This is a genomic window from Roseobacter sp., assembly GCF_045106495.1.
GTDB lineage: Bacteria > Pseudomonadota > Alphaproteobacteria > Rhodobacterales > Rhodobacteraceae > Roseobacter.
In genome coordinates this window covers 1-19,976 of sequence record NZ_JBGCEQ010000041.1, presented here as the reverse complement: position 1 = coordinate 19,976, position 19,976 = coordinate 1, and the positions used below count along the sequence as shown (strand labels likewise).

Annotated in this window: 19 protein-coding genes and 2 tRNA genes; 10 read left to right on the top strand and 11 right to left on the bottom strand. The window is 56.1% G+C overall.

The features are described 5' to 3' along the window. Positions 1 to 105 precede the first annotated feature (105 nt). Genes AB8B75_RS19140 through purC form a run of 5 tightly spaced genes read right to left on the bottom strand, consistent with a single transcriptional unit; the run spans position 106 to position 4,955 of the window. Positions 106 to 1,440, bottom strand: coding sequence for a sigma-54-dependent transcriptional regulator (locus AB8B75_RS19140; RefSeq protein ID WP_405364420.1), 1,335 nt, complete (start codon positions 1,438 to 1,440; stop codon positions 106 to 108). Between the two features lie 3 nt (positions 1,441 to 1,443). Further along, the gene (locus AB8B75_RS19135) at positions 1,444 to 3,204 is read right to left on the bottom strand and encodes an ATP-binding protein (protein ID WP_405364419.1); all 1,761 of its coding nucleotides are present in this window, start codon (positions 3,202 to 3,204) and stop codon (positions 1,444 to 1,446) included. Positions 3,205 to 3,241: 37 nt separating this feature from the next. Beyond that, a complete protein-coding gene (purQ, locus tag AB8B75_RS19130; RefSeq protein ID WP_405364418.1) occupies positions 3,242 to 3,910 on the bottom strand; it encodes a phosphoribosylformylglycinamidine synthase subunit PurQ in 669 nt (222 codons plus the stop codon). Continuing rightward, positions 3,910 to 4,140: a phosphoribosylformylglycinamidine synthase subunit PurS gene (gene purS, locus AB8B75_RS19125; RefSeq protein ID WP_405364503.1), complete on the bottom strand. Its 231-nt coding sequence runs from the start codon at positions 4,138 to 4,140 to the stop codon at positions 3,910 to 3,912. The genes purQ and purS overlap by 1 nt, the downstream gene beginning before the upstream one ends. A 53-nt stretch (positions 4,141 to 4,193) precedes the next feature. After that, on the bottom strand, positions 4,194 to 4,955 hold the full coding sequence (gene purC, locus AB8B75_RS19120) for a phosphoribosylaminoimidazolesuccinocarboxamide synthase (protein WP_405364417.1): 762 nt from the start codon (positions 4,953 to 4,955) through the stop codon (positions 4,194 to 4,196). A 156-nt stretch (positions 4,956 to 5,111) separates the two neighbouring features. On the opposite strand from purC, the gene AB8B75_RS19115 reads away from it, so the two are divergent. Next, complete coding sequence (locus tag AB8B75_RS19115; protein ID WP_405364416.1) at positions 5,112 to 5,426, top strand: DUF1476 domain-containing protein; 315 nt, start codon at positions 5,112 to 5,114, stop codon at positions 5,424 to 5,426. A gap of 156 nt (positions 5,427 to 5,582) precedes the next feature. Beyond that, positions 5,583 to 6,605 carry a betaine--homocysteine S-methyltransferase gene (gene bmt / locus AB8B75_RS19110; RefSeq protein WP_405364415.1) on the top strand — a complete coding sequence of 341 codons (1,023 nt, stop codon included), beginning with the start codon at positions 5,583 to 5,585 and terminating at the stop codon, positions 6,603 to 6,605. A 5-nt stretch (positions 6,606 to 6,610) separates the two neighbouring features. On the opposite strand, the gene AB8B75_RS19105 is transcribed toward bmt, so the two are convergent. Further along, positions 6,611 to 7,240, bottom strand: a complete 630-nt coding sequence (locus AB8B75_RS19105) for a TetR/AcrR family transcriptional regulator (RefSeq protein ID WP_405364414.1) — start codon at positions 7,238 to 7,240, stop codon at positions 6,611 to 6,613. Positions 7,241 to 7,321: 81 nt separating this feature from the next. On the opposite strand from AB8B75_RS19105, the gene AB8B75_RS19100 reads away from it, so the two are divergent. The 4 genes from AB8B75_RS19100 to AB8B75_RS19085 all read left to right on the top strand — a co-directional run bounded on the left by AB8B75_RS19100 (position 7,322) and on the right by AB8B75_RS19085 (position 13,246). Continuing rightward, positions 7,322 to 8,479, top strand: coding sequence for an efflux RND transporter periplasmic adaptor subunit (locus AB8B75_RS19100; protein ID WP_405364413.1), 1,158 nt, complete (start codon positions 7,322 to 7,324; stop codon positions 8,477 to 8,479). After that, the gene (locus tag AB8B75_RS19095; protein ID WP_405364412.1) at positions 8,479 to 11,628 is read left to right on the top strand and encodes an efflux RND transporter permease subunit; all 3,150 of its coding nucleotides are present in this window, start codon (positions 8,479 to 8,481) and stop codon (positions 11,626 to 11,628) included. Before AB8B75_RS19100 ends, AB8B75_RS19095 begins: the two co-directional genes overlap by 1 nt. Positions 11,629 to 11,841: 213 nt before the next feature. Further along, positions 11,842 to 12,540, top strand: a complete 699-nt coding sequence (locus tag AB8B75_RS19090; protein WP_405364411.1) for a corrinoid protein — start codon at positions 11,842 to 11,844, stop codon at positions 12,538 to 12,540. A gap of 67 nt (positions 12,541 to 12,607) precedes the next feature. Continuing rightward, the gene (locus tag AB8B75_RS19085; RefSeq protein WP_405364410.1) at positions 12,608 to 13,246 is read left to right on the top strand and encodes a DUF1638 domain-containing protein; all 639 of its coding nucleotides are present in this window, start codon (positions 12,608 to 12,610) and stop codon (positions 13,244 to 13,246) included. A 97-nt stretch (positions 13,247 to 13,343) separates the two neighbouring features. Here AB8B75_RS19085 and AB8B75_RS19080 read toward each other — a convergent pair whose 3' ends face one another. Next, positions 13,344 to 13,751: a SufE family protein gene (locus AB8B75_RS19080; RefSeq protein ID WP_405364409.1), complete on the bottom strand. Its 408-nt coding sequence runs from the start codon at positions 13,749 to 13,751 to the stop codon at positions 13,344 to 13,346. A gap of 123 nt (positions 13,752 to 13,874) precedes the next feature. On the opposite strand from AB8B75_RS19080, the gene AB8B75_RS19075 reads away from it, so the two are divergent. Further along, positions 13,875 to 14,384: a hypothetical protein gene (locus AB8B75_RS19075; protein ID WP_405364408.1), complete on the top strand. Its 510-nt coding sequence runs from the start codon at positions 13,875 to 13,877 to the stop codon at positions 14,382 to 14,384. A gap of 24 nt (positions 14,385 to 14,408) precedes the next feature. Here AB8B75_RS19075 and rnd read toward each other — a convergent pair whose 3' ends face one another. From rnd to purM, 3 genes are all read right to left on the bottom strand, one after another. Continuing rightward, positions 14,409 to 15,569, bottom strand: coding sequence for a ribonuclease D (gene rnd / locus AB8B75_RS19070; protein ID WP_405364407.1), 1,161 nt, complete (start codon positions 15,567 to 15,569; stop codon positions 14,409 to 14,411). A gap of 94 nt (positions 15,570 to 15,663) precedes the next feature. Then, complete coding sequence (purN, locus tag AB8B75_RS19065; protein WP_405364406.1) at positions 15,664 to 16,257, bottom strand: phosphoribosylglycinamide formyltransferase; 594 nt, start codon at positions 16,255 to 16,257, stop codon at positions 15,664 to 15,666. Then, positions 16,254 to 17,300: a phosphoribosylformylglycinamidine cyclo-ligase gene (gene purM, locus AB8B75_RS19060; RefSeq protein ID WP_405364405.1), complete on the bottom strand. Its 1,047-nt coding sequence runs from the start codon at positions 17,298 to 17,300 to the stop codon at positions 16,254 to 16,256. Before purM ends, purN begins: the two co-directional genes overlap by 4 nt. A 129-nt stretch (positions 17,301 to 17,429) precedes the next feature. Here purM and AB8B75_RS19055 point away from each other — a divergent pair. Then, a tRNA-Ile gene (locus AB8B75_RS19055) sits at positions 17,430 to 17,503 on the top strand. A gap of 30 nt (positions 17,504 to 17,533) precedes the next feature. Here AB8B75_RS19055 and AB8B75_RS19050 read toward each other — a convergent pair. Beyond that, a complete protein-coding gene (locus tag AB8B75_RS19050) occupies positions 17,534 to 18,859 on the bottom strand; it encodes an ATP-binding protein (RefSeq protein ID WP_405364404.1) in 1,326 nt (441 codons plus the stop codon). Positions 18,860 to 18,907: 48 nt separating this feature from the next. Between AB8B75_RS19050 and AB8B75_RS19045 the strand changes: the two genes are divergently transcribed. Both AB8B75_RS19045 and AB8B75_RS19040 read left to right on the top strand, forming a co-directional pair. Continuing rightward, complete coding sequence (locus AB8B75_RS19045) at positions 18,908 to 19,819, top strand: MBL fold metallo-hydrolase (RefSeq protein WP_405364403.1); 912 nt, start codon at positions 18,908 to 18,910, stop codon at positions 19,817 to 19,819. A gap of 80 nt (positions 19,820 to 19,899) precedes the next feature. Next, positions 19,900 to 19,974: transfer RNA gene (locus AB8B75_RS19040), tRNA-Asn, on the top strand. The last annotated feature ends 2 nt before the right edge of the window (positions 19,975 to 19,976 follow it).

Genomic DNA, 19,976 nt, shown 5'->3' with positions numbered 1-19,976 from the left:
GAGTGCCGCAAAACACAATGGGCAATGTGACGGAGCGCGCATAAATTGCCCCTATCCTCCCGGTTTCACGACATTTTTCGTTTTCGATGCCCGTAAAAAGACCAGCTAGAGGTAGTCCGAACGCTGCAGACCGTATTTTGCCATCTTCTCGTTTAACGTGCGGCGCGGCAGGCATAACTCGTCCATGACACTGGCAATGGATCCGCGATGGCGTCGCATGGTGTTATCGATGAGCATGCGCTCAAATGCTTCAACATATTCCTTGAGCGGCTTGCCTTCAGTGGTCATGACGGGTTGCATGTCTTCGTGATCGTTCATCAACAACGACGCGATGGTGCCGGAACCACGACGGGATTGCAAAACCGCGCGCTCAGCCACATTGATCAACTGGCGCACATTCCCGGGCCACGGAGCTTGCAGCAGTTGTGCGGCTTCCTGAGCGGAGACTTGCGGCGCGTCGCAGCCGTATTCGTCGGAAAACTGTTCGCTGAGGCGTGTAAACAGCGTCAGAATATCCTCGCCACGCTGGCGCAGGGGCGGCACAGTGATCCTCAAAGCCGCCAAACGGTAGAACAGGTCGGCGCGCAGCGCATCTTCGGAGGTGCGTCCGGCCTCTTGCAGATTGGAAATGGCGACGATGCGGGTCTCTGCAGGCGCACCTTGCTCGTTGATCACACTCAAGAGGCGCGCTTGCAGGGTTTCGGTTAAAGCTTCAACGTCTTCCAATACCAAAGTGCCGCCACGCGCCTCTTCAATCGCGGGCAATTGCGCATCCTCAGGGTTCATCGGGCCGAAAAGCCTTTTGCTCAACGCTTCCTCTTCGTAGGCCCCGCAGCTGACCAAAACGAATTTCTTGCCTGCCCGCGAACCCACTGCATGCAAAGCATGGGCAACCAGTGTTTTACCAGTACCTGTTTCCCCGTCGATCAGCACGTGACCGTCAGCTTGCCCTAAATCGAGGATGTCTTCCCGCAGGCGTTCCATGACCGGGCTTTGCCCGATCAGTTTCTTCATCAACTGACCGCCATCGCTGAGTTCACGTCGCAGCACGCGGTTGTCCATCACCAGACGTCGGGCGCCCGTGGCTTTTTTGGCCAGCTCGTTCATGCGATCCGGATTGAATGGTTTTTCCAGAAAATCAAAAGCGCCAACACGCATGGCTTCAACCGCCATCGGCACATCACCGTGTCCAGTGATCATTATGACAGGCAACGCGCTATCATTTCCCATCAGTTTCTTGAGAAATTGCATTCCGTCCATGCCCGGCATCTTGATGTCGGAAATGACAATTCCAGGGTATTCCGGACCAAGCACTTTGAGCGCGTCCTCCGCGCTGCCAAAAGTCTCTGTGTCATACCCGGACAGCGCCAGCCACTGGCTGATCGACTGTCTCATGTCTTGTTCATCGTCCACGATCGCGATTTTCATTGCTTGAGTCATGGGTTACTCCGCCGCTTGTGTGTTTTGCGCGCTATCCAGTATCGGTAGCTGCATCTCAAAGACGGCACCGCCCGCTTGCCCATTTCGCGCGGTCAGCCGTCCTCCTAGATCGTTTACAATACCCGAAGATATGGCAAGACCCAACCCGACGCCGTCGCCAGGTTGCTTCGTCGTATAAAATGGCTCGAACAACTGGTCCAAGTCCTCGATACCCGGGCCGTTGTCGCGCACCGTCAATGTCGCCGTCTCTCCCGCCGAAAGCATGATATCCACCTTTGGGTTCATCTCAGATTTGGTCGCATCGAGCGCATTGCGCAAGAGGTTCACCATAACTTGTTCAATCCTCAAGCGGTCCCCAAACACTTCCACCGGAGCATCCGGCACCATTCGGGTGATTTGTACATGCCGCTGACGCAATTGCGGCTCCATCATTGAAAGTGCCGAGGCGAGCGCATCGCTTACATCGACCGACGAAAACGCCTCCTGGCCCTTGCGCGCATAGGATTTGAGCTGACGGGTAATACCGCCCATGCGTTCGATTAAATCATCAATACGTCCAAAGGATGACAGTGCCTCCTCTTGACGGTTTCTGCGCAGCAAAAGCCGCGCACCTGCCAGGTAAGTTTTCATAGCCGCCAAAGGCTGATTCAACTCATGGCTGACGGCGGCAGACATCTCGCCCAAAGCGGCGAGTTTACTTGATTGTTCAAGCGTTTGCTCAGCGACTGCCAATGTTTCCTGAACCCGTTTTCGTTCGGCGATTTCTCGCTGCAGGGCCACATTCAAGGCGCGCAGCTCGGCAGATTCGCGCTGAAACAATGCCATGCGAAGAGCATTTCTGCGGCTCAGTGCATAAAAACTGAGCGCCAAGAGAATCGCGAAACCCATGATTTCGAGAGCGAGCACCCCGTTTACCCGTTCACGGACCGACGCATAGGTCGTGAAAGATGCCATTCGCCATCCCCGAAACGGGATACGCGACTCCAATCGCATCACCGCTTCGCCTTCCAGATAAGCATCCGGTGGCAGCGCTGTCCAATCTGCCGTCGCCTGAATGGCCCTTTGGATCGCGCTGGCAGGGGTTTGTCGCGCCAACGCTTCTTCTTCGGTACGCCCGCGCCAACGCGGTTCCGTGGTGAGGATGATCTCTCCGGTGCTGTCAGTTACGATGACCGCATCCGAGATGCCCGCCCAGGACCGGCCAAATTTCTGCAAATCCACCTCAACCGCAATGACGCCCAAAGTATCCTGACCAGACTGGACGCGGCGCGAGTAAACAAAGCCGTATCCACCAGATTCCTTTTTCGCGACGGTGAAAATCGTTCCATTCGAACGCAGAGCATCGACAAAGTACATTTCATTGCGATGCAGTGAGCCCAACCGATTGCGATCTGTCGCCGCCACCGTGCGGCCATCAATATCGAACAAGATCAGCGAAGCTGCGCCAATCTCTTCCACAAAGGAGATGAGACGGCGCGTGGACGCGGTGTAATCAGCCGAATTCAATGCGCCAATCAGCTCGGCATCGCGGGCAAGCAACTGTGGCACAATCGCGTTTTGCCTCAGCTCGGAAAGCAAGTTGCCGCTGTAGAGCGCCAAACGCAATTCGGCCCTATTTCGTGTGCTTTCCGTGAATCGGTCAGTCAGCAGCTTGTTGGTCACGGAGACCACAACAACTGCCAAAGCGAGCAGAAGTCCCAAGGCGACGCGCACCCGCCAATTTACGGGTTGGGCTTTGGTTTCTGAACTGACCTGTCTTTCCATAGGAATAGACTACGCGAAAGCGCTGTCCGTGCTCAAGTCACGCAGTCACAAAAGCGTTTGTCAATGCGCGGAAGAGCGCTTGCCCATCCGTGCCTCCGTGGCCGACGTCCGCCGCCCGTTCCGGGTGCGGCATCATGCCAAGTACACGGCGGTTTTCAGACAGGATGCCTGCGATGTTCGCCCGGGCGCCATTGGGGTTGTCGGTATAGGTGAAAGCGATGCGATCCTCCCCCTGCAAGCGCAGGATGGTGTCGTCATCGGCGTAGTAATTGCCATCGTGATGCGCAATCGGAATATTGACAACGTCACCGGCGTTGTACCCATTCGTAAAAACTGAATCAGAGGTTTCCATCTTTAAACCAACGGTTTGACAGATGTACTTCAATCCAGCATTGCGCAAAAGCGCCCCTGGCAGCAAACCTGTTTCCGTCAACACCTGAAATCCATTGCACACCCCTAACGCATAGCCACCGCGATGAGCGTGATCGGCCACGGATCGGCATATCGGAGAGTTTGCAGCAATCGCGCCGCAGCGCAGATAGTCCCCGAAGGAAAACCCCCCGGGAATGCCAACAATATCAACATTCGCGGGCAACGCGCTGTCTTTGTGCCAGACCAAACTGACCTTTGCACCAGCGGCCTCAAAAGCGACAGCAAGATCACGATCACAGTTCGATCCGGGAAAAACGACAACTGCGGCGTGCATCAGGCCATCTCCACCGAATAAGATTCGATCACCGTATTTGCCAGCAGCTTTTCACACATGGCGGTCACATCTGCCTCGGTGGCGCCCTCCGCGAGGTCCAGTTCGATGACTTTGCCCTGCCGTACACCATTAACACCCTCAAAGCCCAAGGCTCCTAACGCGTGCCTAACCGCCTCACCCTGAGGGTCCAATACACCGTTTTTCAGCATGACATGTACCCGTGCTTTCATCGCGATTTCCATTCCTGCTCTTGTTGGTCAATAAAAGTTACGTCTGAATTTGGTCAATTGATCAATGTAGGCTTGCTGATTGGGGCTGCATTTTTCGGCATGACACCCAAACGGCGCGCCACTTCCGTGTAGGCATCTTTGAGGTCACCCAAGTCGCAACGGAACACGTCCTTGTCCAGTTTCTGGCCTGTTTCGATATCCCAGAGGCGGCAGCTGTCGGGGCTAATTTCATCCGCCAGGATCAATCGCTGAAAGTCGCCGTCATAAATGCGGCCGACTTCGATTTTGAAATCCACCAAGCGAATTCCAACGGCCATCATCACACCAGACAGAAAATCATTGACCCTCAGAGCAAGGCTCAAGATGTCTTCCATGTCTTGCTGGCTGGCCCACCCGAAGGCTGCGATATGCTCTTCGGTCACCAGCGGGTCGCCCAGAGCATCATCCTTGTAGCAATATTCAACAATCGGACGCGGCAACTGTGTGCCTTCTTCAATGCCCAGCCGGGTAGACATGGTGCCAGCGGCGTAATTGCGCACAATGATCTCCAGCGGTACGATCTCGACCTGGCGCACCAATTGCTCGCGCATGTTCAGACGTTTGATGAAATGGTTTGGGACCCCGATTTGGCCCAAACCTGTCATGAAAAATTCCGACAGGCGGTTGTTCAACACGCCCTTGCCTTCAATCACGGCCTTTTTTTCGGCGTTGAAGGCAGTTGCGTCGTCTTTGAAATATTGCACGATTGTCCCGGGTTCGGGGCCTTCATACAGTATTTTCGCTTTACCTTCGTAGATTTTTTTGCGCCGGGCCATAGGCGTCCTTTCGCACTCGTGCCGCAGATATTGCGGTCTGTAATGCGCCCCTCTTAGTGCATGCCCTATGCCGCTGCAAGCCAGCGGGACTTGCGCAATGCGTTATGAAACCGCATATCAAACATAAGTTCCATACGTTCATCAGGAGACCGCCACATGACAACCTTCGACGATCGCGAAAACGCTTTTGAAAACAAATACGCGCATGATGCAGACATGCAGTTTCGCGCAGAGGCGCGCCGGAACAAGCTGCTGGGCTTGTGGGCAGCAGAACTGATGGGAAAATCCGGCGACGATGCCGCCGAATATGCCAAAGAGGTGGTGAAATCGGATTTCGAGGAAGCCGGGGACGAGGATGTCTACCGCAAAGTCTCGGGCGATTTAGGCACCAAAGCCGACGAAGCTACAATCCGGGCCAAAATGGTCGCGTTGATGACAGAAGCCAAAGCGCAAATTATGCAGGAAGTCTGAGACTTTTCAATGTGAAGCGCACCGGTTGTGGACGTCGTCGCGGCCGGTTGCGATAGCCTATCCTTAGCAAACTCATAACCAAGATGAAATTTATGAGTTTGCTAAGAGGGTGCCCGCGTGCAAAAGCAAGGTCTGTTCTGCTGCGCGAGGCTCGATATGACAAATCCCCTGATGACGCTCTTAAACGAGAAGGGCACCCTGCTCGCAGATGGGGCCACGGGGACCAATCTGTTCAACATGGGGCTCATGTCGGGTGATGCACCGGAGTTGTGGAACACCGAAGAACCCAAAAAGATCAAAGCGTTGTACAAGGGCGCGGTGGACGCGGGCAGCGATCTTTTTCTGACCAATTCCTTCGGCGCCAATGCCTCGCGCCTCAAATTGCACAATGCTGAAAAGCGCACCCACGAGTTGGCGCGGGTCTCTGCAGAAATCGCACGCGACGTCGCAGATGCTGCAGGAAGACCGGTCATTGTCGCAGGTTCCGTTGGCCCGACCGGAGAGATCATGGAGCCCGTAGGCACGTTGAGCCATTCATTGGCCGTGGAAATGTTTCACGAGGCGGCGGACGGTCTGAAATCCGGTGGGGCTGACGTGGGATGGCTCGAAACCATCAGCGCTCCCGAAGAATACCGCGCGGCGGCAGAGGGTTTCAAACTGGCCAACCTCGCATGGGCAGGCACCATGAGCTTTGACACGGCCGGTCGCACCATGATGGGCCTAACAAGCGCCGATATGGTGAAAATGGTAGAAGACCTGGATGACCAGGCACCGCTTGCCTTTGGTGCAAACTGCGGCACGGGTGCCTCAGACCTTTTGCGCACTATTCTGGGGTTCTCTGCACAAGGCCCCGAACGCCCGATCATTGCCAAGGGCAACGCGGGTATTCCCAAATATGTTGACGGTCATATCCACTATGATGGCACACCGGAGCTGATGGCGGATTACGCCGTGATGGCGCGCGCTTGTGGTGCCAAGATCATCGGCGGGTGCTGCGGGACAATGCCGGATCACCTGCGCCACATGCGTGAGGCATTGGACACCCGCAGCATCAATCATCCACCTGCTCTTGAAGAAATCGTGGCATGTCTCGGCGCGTTTTCTTCAGAAAATGATGGCACAGGCGAAAATGCAGCCCCGGCTCGCCGCAACACACGCCGCCGCCGCGCCGCAGTCTGAGCAATCTAGCGTCCTGCTGAGGCGTCCAACACCGCGCAGGTTACGGCCATCAGAAAATCCCAGTCGTCCAAATCCTGGGCTTCTACCTTGTTTTTCTTGTCGATACTCAAGAACGCGTGCCCATGCACACTGGTCCACAGGATGTAGGCCGATAACACAGCCGCCTTGCTATCTGCGCCTTTTCCCAGACAAGCCGCGCACGCGGTTTCGACAATCTCGCGACAGTCATTTCCCTTTTGCTGGATGGCGTCGTCATCCTCGTGTCCCTCCGTCAGGCTGAACATGAGCCGGAAGATGCCTGGCTCTTCTTTGGCAAAATTGACGTAGGCCTGACCGATTCCCGCGACGGCCTCATAGGTTCCCGCTGGATAGCGGTCCCGCTCGCGCGCCATATGCATCGCCAGACGGTCCATGGCATCCGACACAAGCGCGTTCAAAAGATCCGTGCGATCTTTGAAATGTTTGTAAGGCGCGGCAGTGCTGACTCCAGCCCTGCGCGCGGCTTCTGCGACAGAAAATCCTTCAGGACCATGCAGTTCCACAAGATCTCGAACAACGCTGAGCAGTTGCCCACGCAAGTCGCCGTGATGATATGAGGTCCGCTGATCCTGAACCGGCGAGAGAGAATCTGACAAAAAACGCTCCTTTGCGCTTGATTAAGTAAGAGCCTGTAACATATGTAAGTGACACTTACTTCGCAAGTGAGGCTTTGCATCATGACGACAACCGATCATCATAAACCTCTTTGGCGCCGCACATTACGACAAGGCGCAACGATAGTCTTCACCCTTTTGGCGATTGCAGCCGCGGTGGGCATGATCGTTGTCGGGCAAACCGTGCTGGCAGATCGCGCCGCAGACGTGTCGGCGCCTGAAGCCCCGCCGCCGATGCAAGTTCGAACCGCCAGGCTGACACTTGAAGACGGATATGCGGTGTCGCGCCAATTCCCGGGTCAGATACAAGCAGCCCAACGCACCGAAATGGCCTTTGAACAGGGCGGCACCATTGCGCAGATGTTGGTCGACGAAGGCGACACCCTGGCACCGGGCGCCGTGATCGCGCTTTTGGATACGCGCTTGATCGAAGCGGAACAGACACGGCTGATCGCCAACCGGCGCGCGTTGGAAGCACAGGCAGAACTGGCCAGACGTACCGCCGACAGGCAAACAGAGCTCAAAGACCGGGGATTTGCATCGATCCAAGCCGTGGACAACATCGCCTTGCGTCTGGTTGAGCTCGAAGCGAGAATTGCCGAAGTTGACGCGGCTCTCGTCTCCGTGGATCTGCAATTGGAGAAATCACGGCTTTTTGCACCCTTTGCCGCTACCGTTTCTGCGCGTCTTGTAGATACGGGTGGTACGGTAAGTGCTGGACAGACTATCGTATCCCTGGTGGAAACCACGGGTCATCAGTTTCGTGTCGGATTGACGCCGGGCATGATCGGCGCGCTGACCACCGACGCCGCGTTTCACGCGCAATTCAACGGTCAAAGCTACCCGTTGCGGTTTGACTCGCTTTTGCCCGAACTGGACAGCGCAACCCGTACCCGTACTGCCGTATTCACCTTTGAGGGCTCAACATTGCCGCCACTGCGCGAAACAGGTGTTTTGGTGCTGAAGCAGCATGTGGTCGAGCGTGGCGCCTGGGTTCCGATATCGGCTCTGCAAGACGCCCCCCGTGGCTTGTGGCGCTTGCTGACGCTGCCGGATGACGGGGCGAAGGTCGTGCAAAGCGAAGCGGTTGAGGTCTTGTTCTCTGATGCACAGCGCGCCTATGTGCGCGGCACCTTCATCCCAGAAACCCGCTACATCACCGACGGACCTCATCGCGTGGTCAAAGGGCAAGCCGTGCGTATCGCAGGCGAGGCTGGCTGATGGAGACCTTGACTTTCCGCGAACCACGCATTGTTGCGCTGGCCTTGCTCGTCATTATTGCGGCGGGTCTTTCTTCCCTGTTGGCCATCGGGCGGCAGGAAGACCCGACCATCACCAATCTCTTTGCTACCATCACAACGCCCTACCCCGGTGCAGACCCGGCACAGGTAGAAACGCGGGTGACAGCGGAGATCGAAGAAGTCTTGCGCGAAATTTCTGAAGTCGATGAAATCACTTCCACCTCATCTACCGGGATCTCCATCGTTCAGGTCGAATTGCAGGACACCCTGGGGGATGATGAAATCGAGCAGGTCTGGTCCGAGATCCGCGATGTCCTGGGGGATGCCGAGGCCGAATTTCCGCAAGGTGCGCAGACGCCTGATTTTTCGTCAGACGGAGCGGGTACCTTCGGCGCGATCGTTGCTTTATCAGCCACACATAACGATGTGCCCTTGTCGATCATGGGACGCTTCAGCGAAAGCCTTGCTGATGACATCCGCAGCCTGTCCGGCACCAAGCAAGTTGAGACGTTCGGCGCGCCTGAAGAAGAGGTGCTTGTCACGCTCGACCCGATCAAAGCCGCCGCCCTGGGTCTGACTGCGGATGATGTGTCCGCGGCCATTGCGCGCGCGGACAGCAAAGGTCAGGCAGGCCGCGTGCGCAGCTTTTCCAATGAGTTGATCATTGACATAAACGGCGACATCACGGCGCTGGACCGGGTGCGCGAGATGATTATCCGCGAAGGACCCAACGGTCAGGTGACCCGCATTGCGGATGTGGCCGAGATCAGCCGTGGGCCGCGCCTGCCGCTCACCGAACACGCAGTACACAATGGGGCAGCAGCCGTGCTGGTTGCGGCCAAATTGGAAGAAGGTCTGCAGGTCGACGCCTGGATGGCACGTGTCACCGGAGCGCTCGAGGCGTTCCAATCCGATGTTCCCTCCAGTATCAGCGCCGAGCTCATCTTCGACCAAAGCCGCTACACAGCTGATCGCCTCGCGGAGGTCGGCGGCAATATGGCACTCGGTGTCGCGCTGGTCGTCGGCGTTTTGTTGATCACGATGGGGGTGCGCGCCGCGCTCATCGTGGCCCTCATTCTGCCGCTGGTCTCCCTGGCCACACTGGCCACAATGAATTTCATTGGCCTTGCCATCCACCAAATGTCCGTGACCGGATTGATTGTCGCCCTGGGGCTGCTGGTCGATGCTGGCATTGTGATGACCGACGCGGTCGGGCAACGCATAGCGAAGGGTCAAAGCCGGATTGCCGCGGTCAAAGGCGCCGTACGCAGGCTGATTGCCCCACTCTTTGCCTCCACCGTGACGACCGCTTTGTCCTTTACACCAATGATTTTGCTGCCGGGACCCGCCGGGGACTTCGTAGGGTCCATCGCGATCGCGGTGGTGACAATGCTAATGTGGTCTTTTGTAGTCGCTATCACCTTGACCCCTGCCATCGCCGGATGGGCCATGCCGGCAGCTGGCAAAAATGGCATTCTGGCAAGTGGCTTGAAATGGCATGGCCTGCAAGTTGCTTTTGCTGCCACGCTCAGCTGGTCCCTGCGCAATCCGGTGCGTGCCGTTGCCTTTTCGCTGGTCTTGCCCGTCCTGGGTTTTATGTCGATGCCGCTTTTGACGGCCCAGTTCTTTCCTGGCGTCGACCGCGACCAGTTCCACATCGAAGTGGACCTGCGGCCCGGCGCTGCCATCGGACAGACAGCGGCCGTCGCGGACAGGTTGGACACCCTGCTGCGGGCTGCACCCGAGGTCAAACAGGTCTCCTGGGTGATCGGCAAATCCGCACCTGCATTTTACTACAATATGGTCAGCGCGCGCGACAACGCAGCGCGGTTCGCCCAAGCCCTCGTAACCACCCATTCTCCGGGTGCAACAGAAGACCTGATCGCGCGGCTGGAACGTGAGATCGGCGCGGCAGCGCCTGAGGCTCAGGTTCTGGTGCGCGGCCTAGTGCAAGGCCCGCCGGTGGATGCGCCGGTCGAACTTCGCTTGGTCGGCCCAGATATTGCCACCCTGCGCGACGTGGGCGATCAGATGCGCCGCATCATTTCCGAGGTTGATGCGGTCACCCTGACCCGTGGTACCATCACAACCGGCGCCCCGGAAGTCACCATCGACGTGGATGAGGCCAAAGCCCGTCAGGTCGGATTGGATCTGGCCAGTGTCGCCCGACAGCTGGAAGCAGGGCTTGAAGGTGTCCTGGGCGGCTCGCTTTTGGAAGGGCCCGAAGAACTGCCCGTCCGCGTCCGCTTTGGTGATGCAACGCGGAGCGATCTGACTGCAGTGGCCGATATGATTCTCTTGCCACCGGACGCTGGCGCGATGTCCCTGAGCGGAGGCTTTCCCGGCTTCCCGCTCTCAAGTCTGGCAGAGATCACTTTGGCTCCAAGCGAACCCATCATCACCCGGCGTAACGCCGAACGTGTAAACACGATACAGGCTTTTATCTTGCGAGATGTACTGCCCGAAGAAGCATTGCTGCAGGTCCAGGATGCCCTGGAGGCCGAAGGCTTTCGCCTGCCCGCAGGATACCGTCTTGAAATCGGCGGCGACAGCGATGCGCGTGCGGATACGCTGGGCAATCTTCTGGCATCTCTGGGTCTGATCGTGACGCTGTCTATTGCGACCATCGTTATGACCTTCAATTCCTTCCGGTTGACTTTCATCGCGCTTATGGTCAGCGGATTGTCTGCCGGCCTCAGTATTCTGGCTCTTGCGATTTTCCAATATCCGTTTGGTATCAACGCGATCATCGGCGTTATTGGTTCAATTGGGGTGTCCATCAACGCCGCCATCATCATCATGACCGGTCTACGCGACGACCCGGCCTCCCGTGCTGGAGACACAAACGCAATGGTCGATGTATTGATGGGGTCCAGCCGACATATCTTCAGCACGACCATTACAACCTTCGGGGGTTTTTTGCCGTTGATCCTGGCCGGTGGTGGCTTCTGGCCGCCCTTCGCAATGTCGGTGGCGGGCGGCGTTTTGCTCTCAACCGTGGTTTCGTTCTATTTCACACCGCCAATGTTCGCACTGCTCTACGCTCGAAACCCGAATGCACGAGCCTCTGACACAGCCAGTTTTCCAGACCGTCAAGGCCAGTTAAAATTGGTTCAGGCTGCAGAGTAACCCCACCTTAAACTATACAACATTATGAGAAAGTTTCGCGTGCGGAACATGTGCCTAAGGTTGTACAGGGAATTGTATAAACATAAGAAATAGCGGCATCGCGTCGCACAACGTAACCCGCGTGTCGCAATTTGAAAAGTCGTATCCGGTCGTTATGTCACAAGAGAATATAGATTACGCCCGCCTCACGGCGTGGCAACAAAGGGAAAGCGCATGTCGGAAGAAGACGATATCATCCTCTCTGAGTTGGACGACGAAGAGCTTGTTCAACAGATGTTTGATGATCTTTACGACGGCCTGAGAGAAGAAATCATCGAAAGCGTCGAGATTCTTCTTGAACGCGAATGGGCGCCCTATGACATCCTGACCAAGGCCCTGGTGGGCGGTATGACCATCGTTGGCGCCGATTTCCGCGACGGTATCTTGTTTGTGCCTGAGGTCTTGCTTGCCGCAAACGCCATGAAGGGCGGCATGGCCATCCTCAAACCTCTACTGGTGGAAACCGGCGCACCCCGCGTCGGAAAAATGGTCATCGGCACCGTCAAAGGCGACATTCACGATATCGGCAAAAACCTTGTGGGGATGATGATGGAAGGTGCCGGTTTCGAGGTGGTCGACCTCGGGATCAACAACGCCGTGGACTCCTACCTTGACGCCATGGAAAAAGAAGGCCCCGACATTCTGGGCATGTCCGCGCTTTTGACCACGACGATGCCCTATATGAAGGTTGTGATCGACACCATGGTAGAACAAGGCATCCGCGATGACTACATTGTTCTGGTCGGGGGCGCACCGTTGAACGAAGAATTCGGCAAAGCCATCGGCGCAGATGCCTATTGCCGCGATGCTGCGGTAGCCGTGGAGACAGCAAAAGAATGGGTCGGCCGCAAACACAATCAAAAATCCGCCTGATATCCCAACACCGGATTATCGGCCTGTGTCGGAACACCGGCATGGGCCGTTTTTGTGAAAGGCTGACATGCAGGACCTGAACGACAGCAAACTGACAGATGCAGGCCTGCCCCTGGCAAGGCCTTCTGGCAAGGTGCTGTTAATAGCATGCGGTGCCTTGGCGCGTGAAATTCTGGACCTCAAGGCGGCAAACGGCTGGTCTCATCTGGACCTCACCTGCCTACCAGCCAAATTTCATCTCCACCCTGAAAAAATCACGCAAGCGGTGCGCGATACTGTGGCCAAACACCGAACCGACTATGACAAAATCTTCATCGTCTACGCAGATTGCGGCACGGGCGGTCAGCTGCAGGCGGCCTGTGACGCGCTTGGCGTCGAAATGATCGCCGGGCCGCATTGCTATTCCTTTTTCGAAGGCAATGACCGGTTTGCGACGCATCTGGACACGGAGATTACCGCCTTTTATCTGACAGACTTTCTTGTACGTCAGTTCGAGGCCTTTGTTGTAAAACCCATGGGCCTCGACCGTCATCCCGAGTTGCGCGACATGTACTTTGGCAACTACGAGAAACTCGTTTACCAGGCACAGACGGATGATCCTGAGTTGACACAAAAGGCAAGAGACTGCGCCGCCCTGCTCGGGCTTGATTTCGAGCGGCGGTTTACAGGCTATGGCGATCTGTCCAAAGCCCTCGGCAAGCTTTAACCCCCCACATACAAGACGGACCAACACTGACGGCTGCACGCCAATTTCCGCCAGGAAATTCAAATAATGGCGTGGCGTCTGTGTCGCCTCATTTGGATCACGTGGAAGATGCGACCAGTCGGATCCGGTCGATCATCGCGCGCAGGCCATTCGATCGCTGCGCCGACAGGTGGTCGTTCAAGCCCAAACGCCCCATGGCCTCACGGGCATCAACGGCCAAAACCTCGCCTAAAGGCAAGCCGTTGTAGAGCTTTCTGAGCACCGCAATCAAGCCATTCACAATCATCGCGTCGCTTTCGCCATCAAAATGCAGAACACCGCCTTCCGTCGAGGCATGTAGCCAGACCTGACTGGCACAGCCATCTACTTTGGTGGCAGGCACTTTCAAAGCGTCGTCTAGCGCCGGCATGGCCTTACCCTCTTCGATCACCAAACGGTACCGATCTTCCCAATCCTCAAGAAATTCGAAATCTTCAACCAATTCTTCGAAAGCCGCTTGCGCCATAGTCACCCTCTCTTGCTTCCCCTCAGGTAGGGTCTCGCGGCAAAAAGGTCCAGCGACCTTGACGCTTTTAACCGGGGCTAAGATAAGATACGTCAAAACCGAAAAGAATTGATGGCAGGCCGCATGCGCAAGACAGTTTCCGCACTTTTGATGTCCACTCTCGCGGTTTCTGCCTGCGGGACCAAAGCCAACCCATTCAATTGGTTCGGCGGTTCACGTTCAGCGGCGGCCCCCGTTTCGGTTGAAAGCGGCGACGTCAATCCACTCATCCCTACGCGCACTGGCGTATTCAATTCAGACGAAGAAGAAATTGCCTATTACGGTCAACTTCTCGACACCGTCAGCACCCTTGTGGTCGAGCGTGTGCCCGGTGGTGCTATTATCCGCGTGACGGGAGTTCCGGCACGCCAAGGCGTTTACGCAGTCAACCTGACGCCCGTAAACAGCGATAACACCCCCGTTGAGGGCGTATTAACCTTCAGACTTGAGGGGCTGCAAGGCCCCAGCGCTGGGGCAGGTTCACCGGCCTCCCGCGAAGTCGCAGTGGCACTCAAACTGTCAAATCAGGCGTTAGAAGGCACGCGCACAATCCGCGTGGAAGCGGCGCAAAACGCCCTGCAAGCCCGCCGATAGGTGCCATAACGCCAGGCTGACGTGTCAGTCGAGCGCAACAATACGGACGTCGGACCCATCGGCAGTCAATGCGATTTTGCCTTCGCACAACCGTAACGCATCGCGGCCAAAGACTTCTTTGCGCCAACCCGACAGGGCGGGCATGTCACGCAAGCCAGCGGCAATGGCGTCAAGATCAGCTGTTGGCGCAATAAGTTTTGCAGCAACGCCTGCACTTTCGGTCTTGGCTTTCAGCAACACGCGTAACAGGTCTGCCAGCGCCGGATTTACTTGTAGTTTGTCCCGCGATCTGTCGGGTTTCGGCATCTGATCTGGCGGGCAATCCACACCCGCTGCAACGGCTTTGAGAATCCCGTCGGCGATGTCGCCGCGTCGGGCTTCGCGGAGCAGCAGCCTGGCACGGCTCAACTCCTCATTGTTCTTGGGCTTGTTTGAGGCAAGCTCCACCAAGGCATCATCCTTGAAAACCCGGTTTCTGGGAATGTTGCGATCTTGCGCAAAACTCTCGCGAAAGGCCGCAAGTTCGCGCACAACCGACAAGAATTTTGGGGAGTTCGTGCGAGTTTTCACACGCCGCCACGCTTCACTGGGCGGGATGATGTAGGTGTCCGGGCTTGTCAGAACTGTGAGTTCTTCGGTGACCCAGCGGCTTCGTTCGGTTTCGGCAAGTTTTTTGGCAAGGTATTCATAGATGTCGCGCAAATGCGTAACGTCTGCCAATGCGTAGGTTTTTTGCGCATTAGTGAGTGGGCGCCGCGACCAATCGGTAAAGCGCGATGTTTTGTCGAGTTGCTGCTTGGCGATCCGACGGACAAGCGTTTCATAGCCTACCTGCTCACCAAAACCGCAGACCATCGCCGCGACCTGGGTATCGAAAAGAGGTTCGGGGAAGACCTGCGCATCGACATAAAAGATCTCAAGATCCTGCCGCGCTGCGTGGAAAACCTTGACCACCGATGTATCCTTGAAGAGCGCGTAGAGTGGCTCCAACGAAAGGTCATCGGACAGAGGGTCGACCAGAACGGCAGTGCTGTCATCTGCACCGGGCATCGCCAGCTGGATCAGGCACAGCTTGGAATAGTAAGTCCGTTCGCGCAAAAATTCGGTATCAACTGTAACATAGTCATGTTCTGCCGCTTCTGTACAAAAAGTGGCGAGTTCCTCAGTCGTTGTGAGTGTTTTCATTCGGGCGTTTCTTTTTTCTTCTGGCGTTCATCATACCCAGTCCAAAAACTGTTACACGACGTCCACAGCTTTGACCAGAACCCTGAACGAAGCCTTAACGCAGCATAACAAGACGATTATCGCCACCAGCAAACCGGCGTAAAACGGCCGGATAGAGCAAGTGTTCCTGCGTCAAGACGCGCGCTGCGAGACGGTCGGGGGTGTCATCGGGAAGAACCGGTATCTTAGCCTGCCCCAGAATGGGCCCGCCATCCAGTTCCGGAGTTACTTTATGTACCGTGCAGCCATGAAACTTATCACCGGCAGCCAAGGCGCGTTCATGAGTGTGCAGGCCTTTGTATTTGGGCAACAGTGACGGATGAATATTCAGCATTTTGTCACGCCACGGATCCACAAATTCCGCGGTCAACTTACGCATGAAACCGGCCAAGCAAATGATATCAGGCGCATGCGGCGCCAGCACGCCGGAAAGCGCATGTTCAAACGCCCGCCGGTCGCCCTTGAAAGGCTGATGGCGCACAACTTCTGTCGGCACCCCACGCGCTTCAGCAATTTCCAGCCCGCGCGCGTTCGGATCATTGGAAACAACCACACAAGCGCGCGCCGGATGATCGTCCGTCATGCTCTCCAGCAATTTGAGCATGTTCGATCCGCCACCGGAAATAAAGATGGCAACGCGTTTGGTCACAAAAGCGTACCTTGGTAAGCAACGCCTGCTGTTTCGGATACACGACCGATGCGGGTGACGTCTTCACCATGGTTGGCCAAAACCGACGTCAGAGCATCCGCTCGATCCGGCGCTACCACCAGGATCATGCCCAGACCACAATTGAAGGTCTTGAGCATTTCTGCCTCGGCTATGTTGCCGGTGCGCGCCATCCAACTGAACACATCAGGCGGCGCCCAGGTGCCAAGTTCAATCGACGCTCCCAAGTTATCGGGCAGAACACGCGGCAGGTTTTCGGTCAAACCGCCGCCGGTAATATGAGCCAGCGCATGCACCCCACCGGTTCTAATAGCCGCCAAAGCCGGCTTCACATAAAGCTTGGTCGGGGTCAGCAAGTCCTCTCCAAGGGTCAGTTCGGACCAGGGGCAACTGTCCGCCCATTTCAAACCGGATACGTCCACCAGTTTGCGTACGAGACTGTACCCGTTCGAATGAACGCCATCCGAGGCCAGCCCAAGAAGGACGTCGCCTGCCACCACTCCGGAGGGCAGGTCTTCCCCCCGTTCCATCGCACCAACAGAAAACCCAGCGAGGTCGAAGTCACCGGCTGGGTACATCCCCGGCATCTCTGCTGTCTCACCGCCGATCAAGGCGCAACCGGCCTGTTCGCACCCCAAAGCAATGCCTTCGATGATGCGGGCGGCCTTGTCGGTTTCCAAAGCGCCCGTCGCGAAATAATCAAGAAAGAACAGGGGCTCAGCCCCCTGACACACCAGATCATTGACGCACATCGCCACCAAATCCACACCCACGCCGTCTACATGCCCAGTGTCAATTGCGATGCGCAGCTTGGTGCCAACACCGTCTGTCGCGGCTACAAGAATGGGATCGGTGTAGCCGGCTGCTTTGAGATCGAACAATGCGCCGAACCCGCCAAGACCGGCCATCACACCAGAGCGGTTTGTCTTTTTTGCAGCAGGCTTGATTCGGTCGACCAGAGCATTTCCCGCATCAATATCGACACCCGCGTCGGCATAGGTGATCCCGTTTTTGGGCAGTGGCATGATGCAGTCTCCGCGCGACAGAAGTGTTGATTGCGGGTTAGAGCATTCGTAAGGGGCATGCAACGCCCGCCATTGGTGTGATCGGCCTCTTGACGCGGGTTTCTCGGCGGCTTAGCACGGGGACACGGCGGGCCTGTAGCTCAACTGGTTAGAGCAGAGCGCTCATAACGCTTTGGTTGCGGGTTCAAGTCCTGCCGGGCCTACCGTCCTTCACCCTCGCCGATGCTTTGAGACTACCGCGCAATCACAATATCCGCGCGCAAACCGCCCAACCTGTCCGAACTGCTGAGACGCAAGACACCGCCATGCGCGCGCGCAATATCGGTGGCGATCGCAAGTCCCAAACCAACGCCGCCGCCTTTGTCCTGATTGCGAGATAAATCCAATCGCGTGAAGGGTCGCGTCGCCTCTGCTCTGCGTTCCTCCGGAATACCCGGGCCATCATCTTCCACGCGGATTCTCAGCGTTTTATCCGTATATAGAACTGAAACCTCTGCCATCGCGCCGTAGCGCACCGCATTTGAAATCAAGTTGTCGAGAGCTCGGCGCATCGCCAGCGCGTTTAACTTGATCGTGCCGGTTCCATCGCCTTCGGCAGGCATTAGCGTCACGTCACGACCTGCACGAGTTGCATCCTCCACAACGCCCGCGACCAAATCGTGCGGATTGATCGATTCAGCCTCGCCTTCGCCGGCTGTTTTCACAAAATTCAAGAACGCGTCCAACATGTTTTGCATGTCGTCTACATCTTGTTCGAGCATCACCCGCTCATCGTCTTCGAGCATCGACAGGCTTAAACGCATCCGTGTCAGGGGCGTGCGCAGATCATGACTAACCCCGGACAGCATTAACGTGCGCTGCTCGATCTGACGTTCAATCCGCGTGCGCATATCAAGAAACGCATTGCCGGCCGCGCGCACTTCAACCGCACCGGCAGGTGAATAAGGTTCGTGACGCCCACGTCCGAAGGCTTCGGACACCTGAGCCAAACGCTTGATCGGACGCAGCTGATTGCGCAGATAGAGAATTGCAATAACAGTGATCAGCCCACCGAAAAACAGCATATTTACAAATAGTTGGTGCGGGTTTGAAGCAGATATGCGCCGTCTATCAAAACTGATTTTAGCAGGCCCGAAACGCGTGTCGGCGTAAACGTGAACCCGTCTGTTTTCAGTCAGATCGATGCTGATAACTTGTCTTATCTCAGCGGGCAATCTCTTTACAATCACCCGGCCGGAAAAGTCATACCAAGACCGCATGTTTTGCTCTGGTACTTCCGCCTGCCCTACAGGTTCTAACGTTATCGCCAATTGAGATGCTTCCGAAATGACGGCCGCACTGGTAGATCCCCTGTCCGATGCTTGATCAGCAATTGAGAGAACCAATCGCAACTCGCGCGCAACCGTATCCGTCATCTGCTGGGTGACGTCTTCGAAATGGCGTGTCAAAAAGAGAACTGTGACCACCAGCTGCAAAAACACAACCGGCAACAACAGGATCAAAACAGCTCGCGCATAAAGTCCGCGCGGCATATAGCCTTTGAGCCAACCGAAAAACATGCGCCAAACCCTAACCAGCTGTCTGCGCATTAGAAAGAGTGAAAGACGATGCCTGCAACAGATGATTTCAATCCGCTCATTGGGAGCCCACAAACATTGCTTCCCGGGTTGCGCAGGATCGTGGCTGCAAACCCTTCACCCATGACCTATCGTGGCACCAATACCTATTTATTGGGCGAAAAAGACATTGCCGTGATTGACCCCGGACCGACCCAATCTGCGCATTTGGATGCAATTCTAAGCGCCCTTACGACAGGTCAACGGATCACGCATATTATCGTGACCCATGCGCATCTTGATCATTCCCCTCTGGCGCAACCACTGAAAGACCACTGTGGAGCCCAGATCTACGGATTTGGTCGCGCCGAGGACGGCCGTTCGGATATCATGAATGTTCTGGCACAAAGCGGGTTGGCAGGCGGCGGCGAAGGGATCGACACCGAGTTTCGACCTGACGTATCGGTCAAGGATGGGGATAAAATCAGTGCGCCGGGCTGGCAAATTGACGTTCTGCATACCCCAGGGCACATCGGAAATCACATTTGCCTCGCATGGGGCGACCACTGCTTTACTGCGGACCATGTCATGGGCTGGGCCAGTTCTTTGGTGTCGCCGCCAGACGGTGATCTGACTGATTTCATGACTTCTTGCAACCGCCTGCTAAAGCGTGACTGGCAATCGTTTTTCCCGGGTCATGGGGATGTCATAGCAGCCCCGATAGAGCGTTTGAATTGGCTGATTTCACATCGCAAAAGCCGGGAAAAGGCCATCTTGGACATTCTGCAAAAAGAACCATCGAATGCACACAGCCTTGCTCGCAAGATTTATCGAGAAACACCAGAGAATTTGCTACCCGCGGCGGAACGGAATGTTTTGGCTCATCTTATTGATCTGATGCAAAAAAAATTGGTGACGCCAGAGTTACCATTACGCGCTCAATCGGTGTTTGGGTTGATTTGAGCCCAGAACAGGCAAATTGCCTTTTTTCTCCTAAATCCTCTGGACGACGCAAATCACCACTGCTATATCGCCCGAACCGTTCCGGCGTAGCTCAGCGGTAGAGCAGTTGACTGTTAATCAATTGGTCGTAGGTTCGATCCCTACCGCCGGAGCCAAA

Bases quoted from the DNA above. Each gene is read 5' to 3' on its own strand.
- rnd (WP_405364407.1), bottom strand. From the start codon at position 15,569: ATGAAAACACTCACAACGACTGAGGAACTCGCCACTTTTTGTACAGAA.
- purM (WP_405364405.1), bottom strand. From the start codon at position 17,300: ATGCCACTGCCCAAAAACGGGATCACCTATGCCGACGCGGGTGTCGAT.
- AB8B75_RS19085 (WP_405364410.1), top strand. From the start codon at position 12,608: ATGCAGGACCTGAACGACAGCAAACTGACAGATGCAGGCCTGCCCCTG.
- AB8B75_RS19050 (WP_405364404.1), bottom strand. From the start codon at position 18,859: ATGTTTTTCGGTTGGCTCAAAGGCTATATGCCGCGCGGACTTTATGCG.
- AB8B75_RS19080 (WP_405364409.1), bottom strand. From the start codon at position 13,751: ATGGCGCAAGCGGCTTTCGAAGAATTGGTTGAAGATTTCGAATTTCTT.
- purS (WP_405364503.1), bottom strand. From the start codon at position 4,140: ATGAAAGCACGGGTACATGTCATGCTGAAAAACGGTGTATTGGACCCT.
- purQ (WP_405364418.1), bottom strand. From the start codon at position 3,910: ATGCACGCCGCAGTTGTCGTTTTTCCCGGATCGAACTGTGATCGTGAT.
- AB8B75_RS19090 (WP_405364411.1), top strand. From the start codon at position 11,842: ATGTCGGAAGAAGACGATATCATCCTCTCTGAGTTGGACGACGAAGAG.
- purC (WP_405364417.1), bottom strand. From the start codon at position 4,955: ATGGCCCGGCGCAAAAAAATCTACGAAGGTAAAGCGAAAATACTGTAT.
- AB8B75_RS19075 (WP_405364408.1), top strand. From the start codon at position 13,875: ATGCGCAAGACAGTTTCCGCACTTTTGATGTCCACTCTCGCGGTTTCT.
- AB8B75_RS19095 (WP_405364412.1), top strand. From the start codon at position 8,479: ATGGAGACCTTGACTTTCCGCGAACCACGCATTGTTGCGCTGGCCTTG.
- AB8B75_RS19045 (WP_405364403.1), top strand. From the start codon at position 18,908: ATGCCTGCAACAGATGATTTCAATCCGCTCATTGGGAGCCCACAAACA.
- AB8B75_RS19140 (WP_405364420.1), bottom strand. From the start codon at position 1,440: ATGACTCAAGCAATGAAAATCGCGATCGTGGACGATGAACAAGACATG.
- bmt (WP_405364415.1), top strand. From the start codon at position 5,583: ATGACAAATCCCCTGATGACGCTCTTAAACGAGAAGGGCACCCTGCTC.
- AB8B75_RS19135 (WP_405364419.1), bottom strand. From the start codon at position 3,204: ATGGAAAGACAGGTCAGTTCAGAAACCAAAGCCCAACCCGTAAATTGG.
- AB8B75_RS19115 (WP_405364416.1), top strand. From the start codon at position 5,112: ATGACAACCTTCGACGATCGCGAAAACGCTTTTGAAAACAAATACGCG.
- AB8B75_RS19100 (WP_405364413.1), top strand. From the start codon at position 7,322: ATGACGACAACCGATCATCATAAACCTCTTTGGCGCCGCACATTACGA.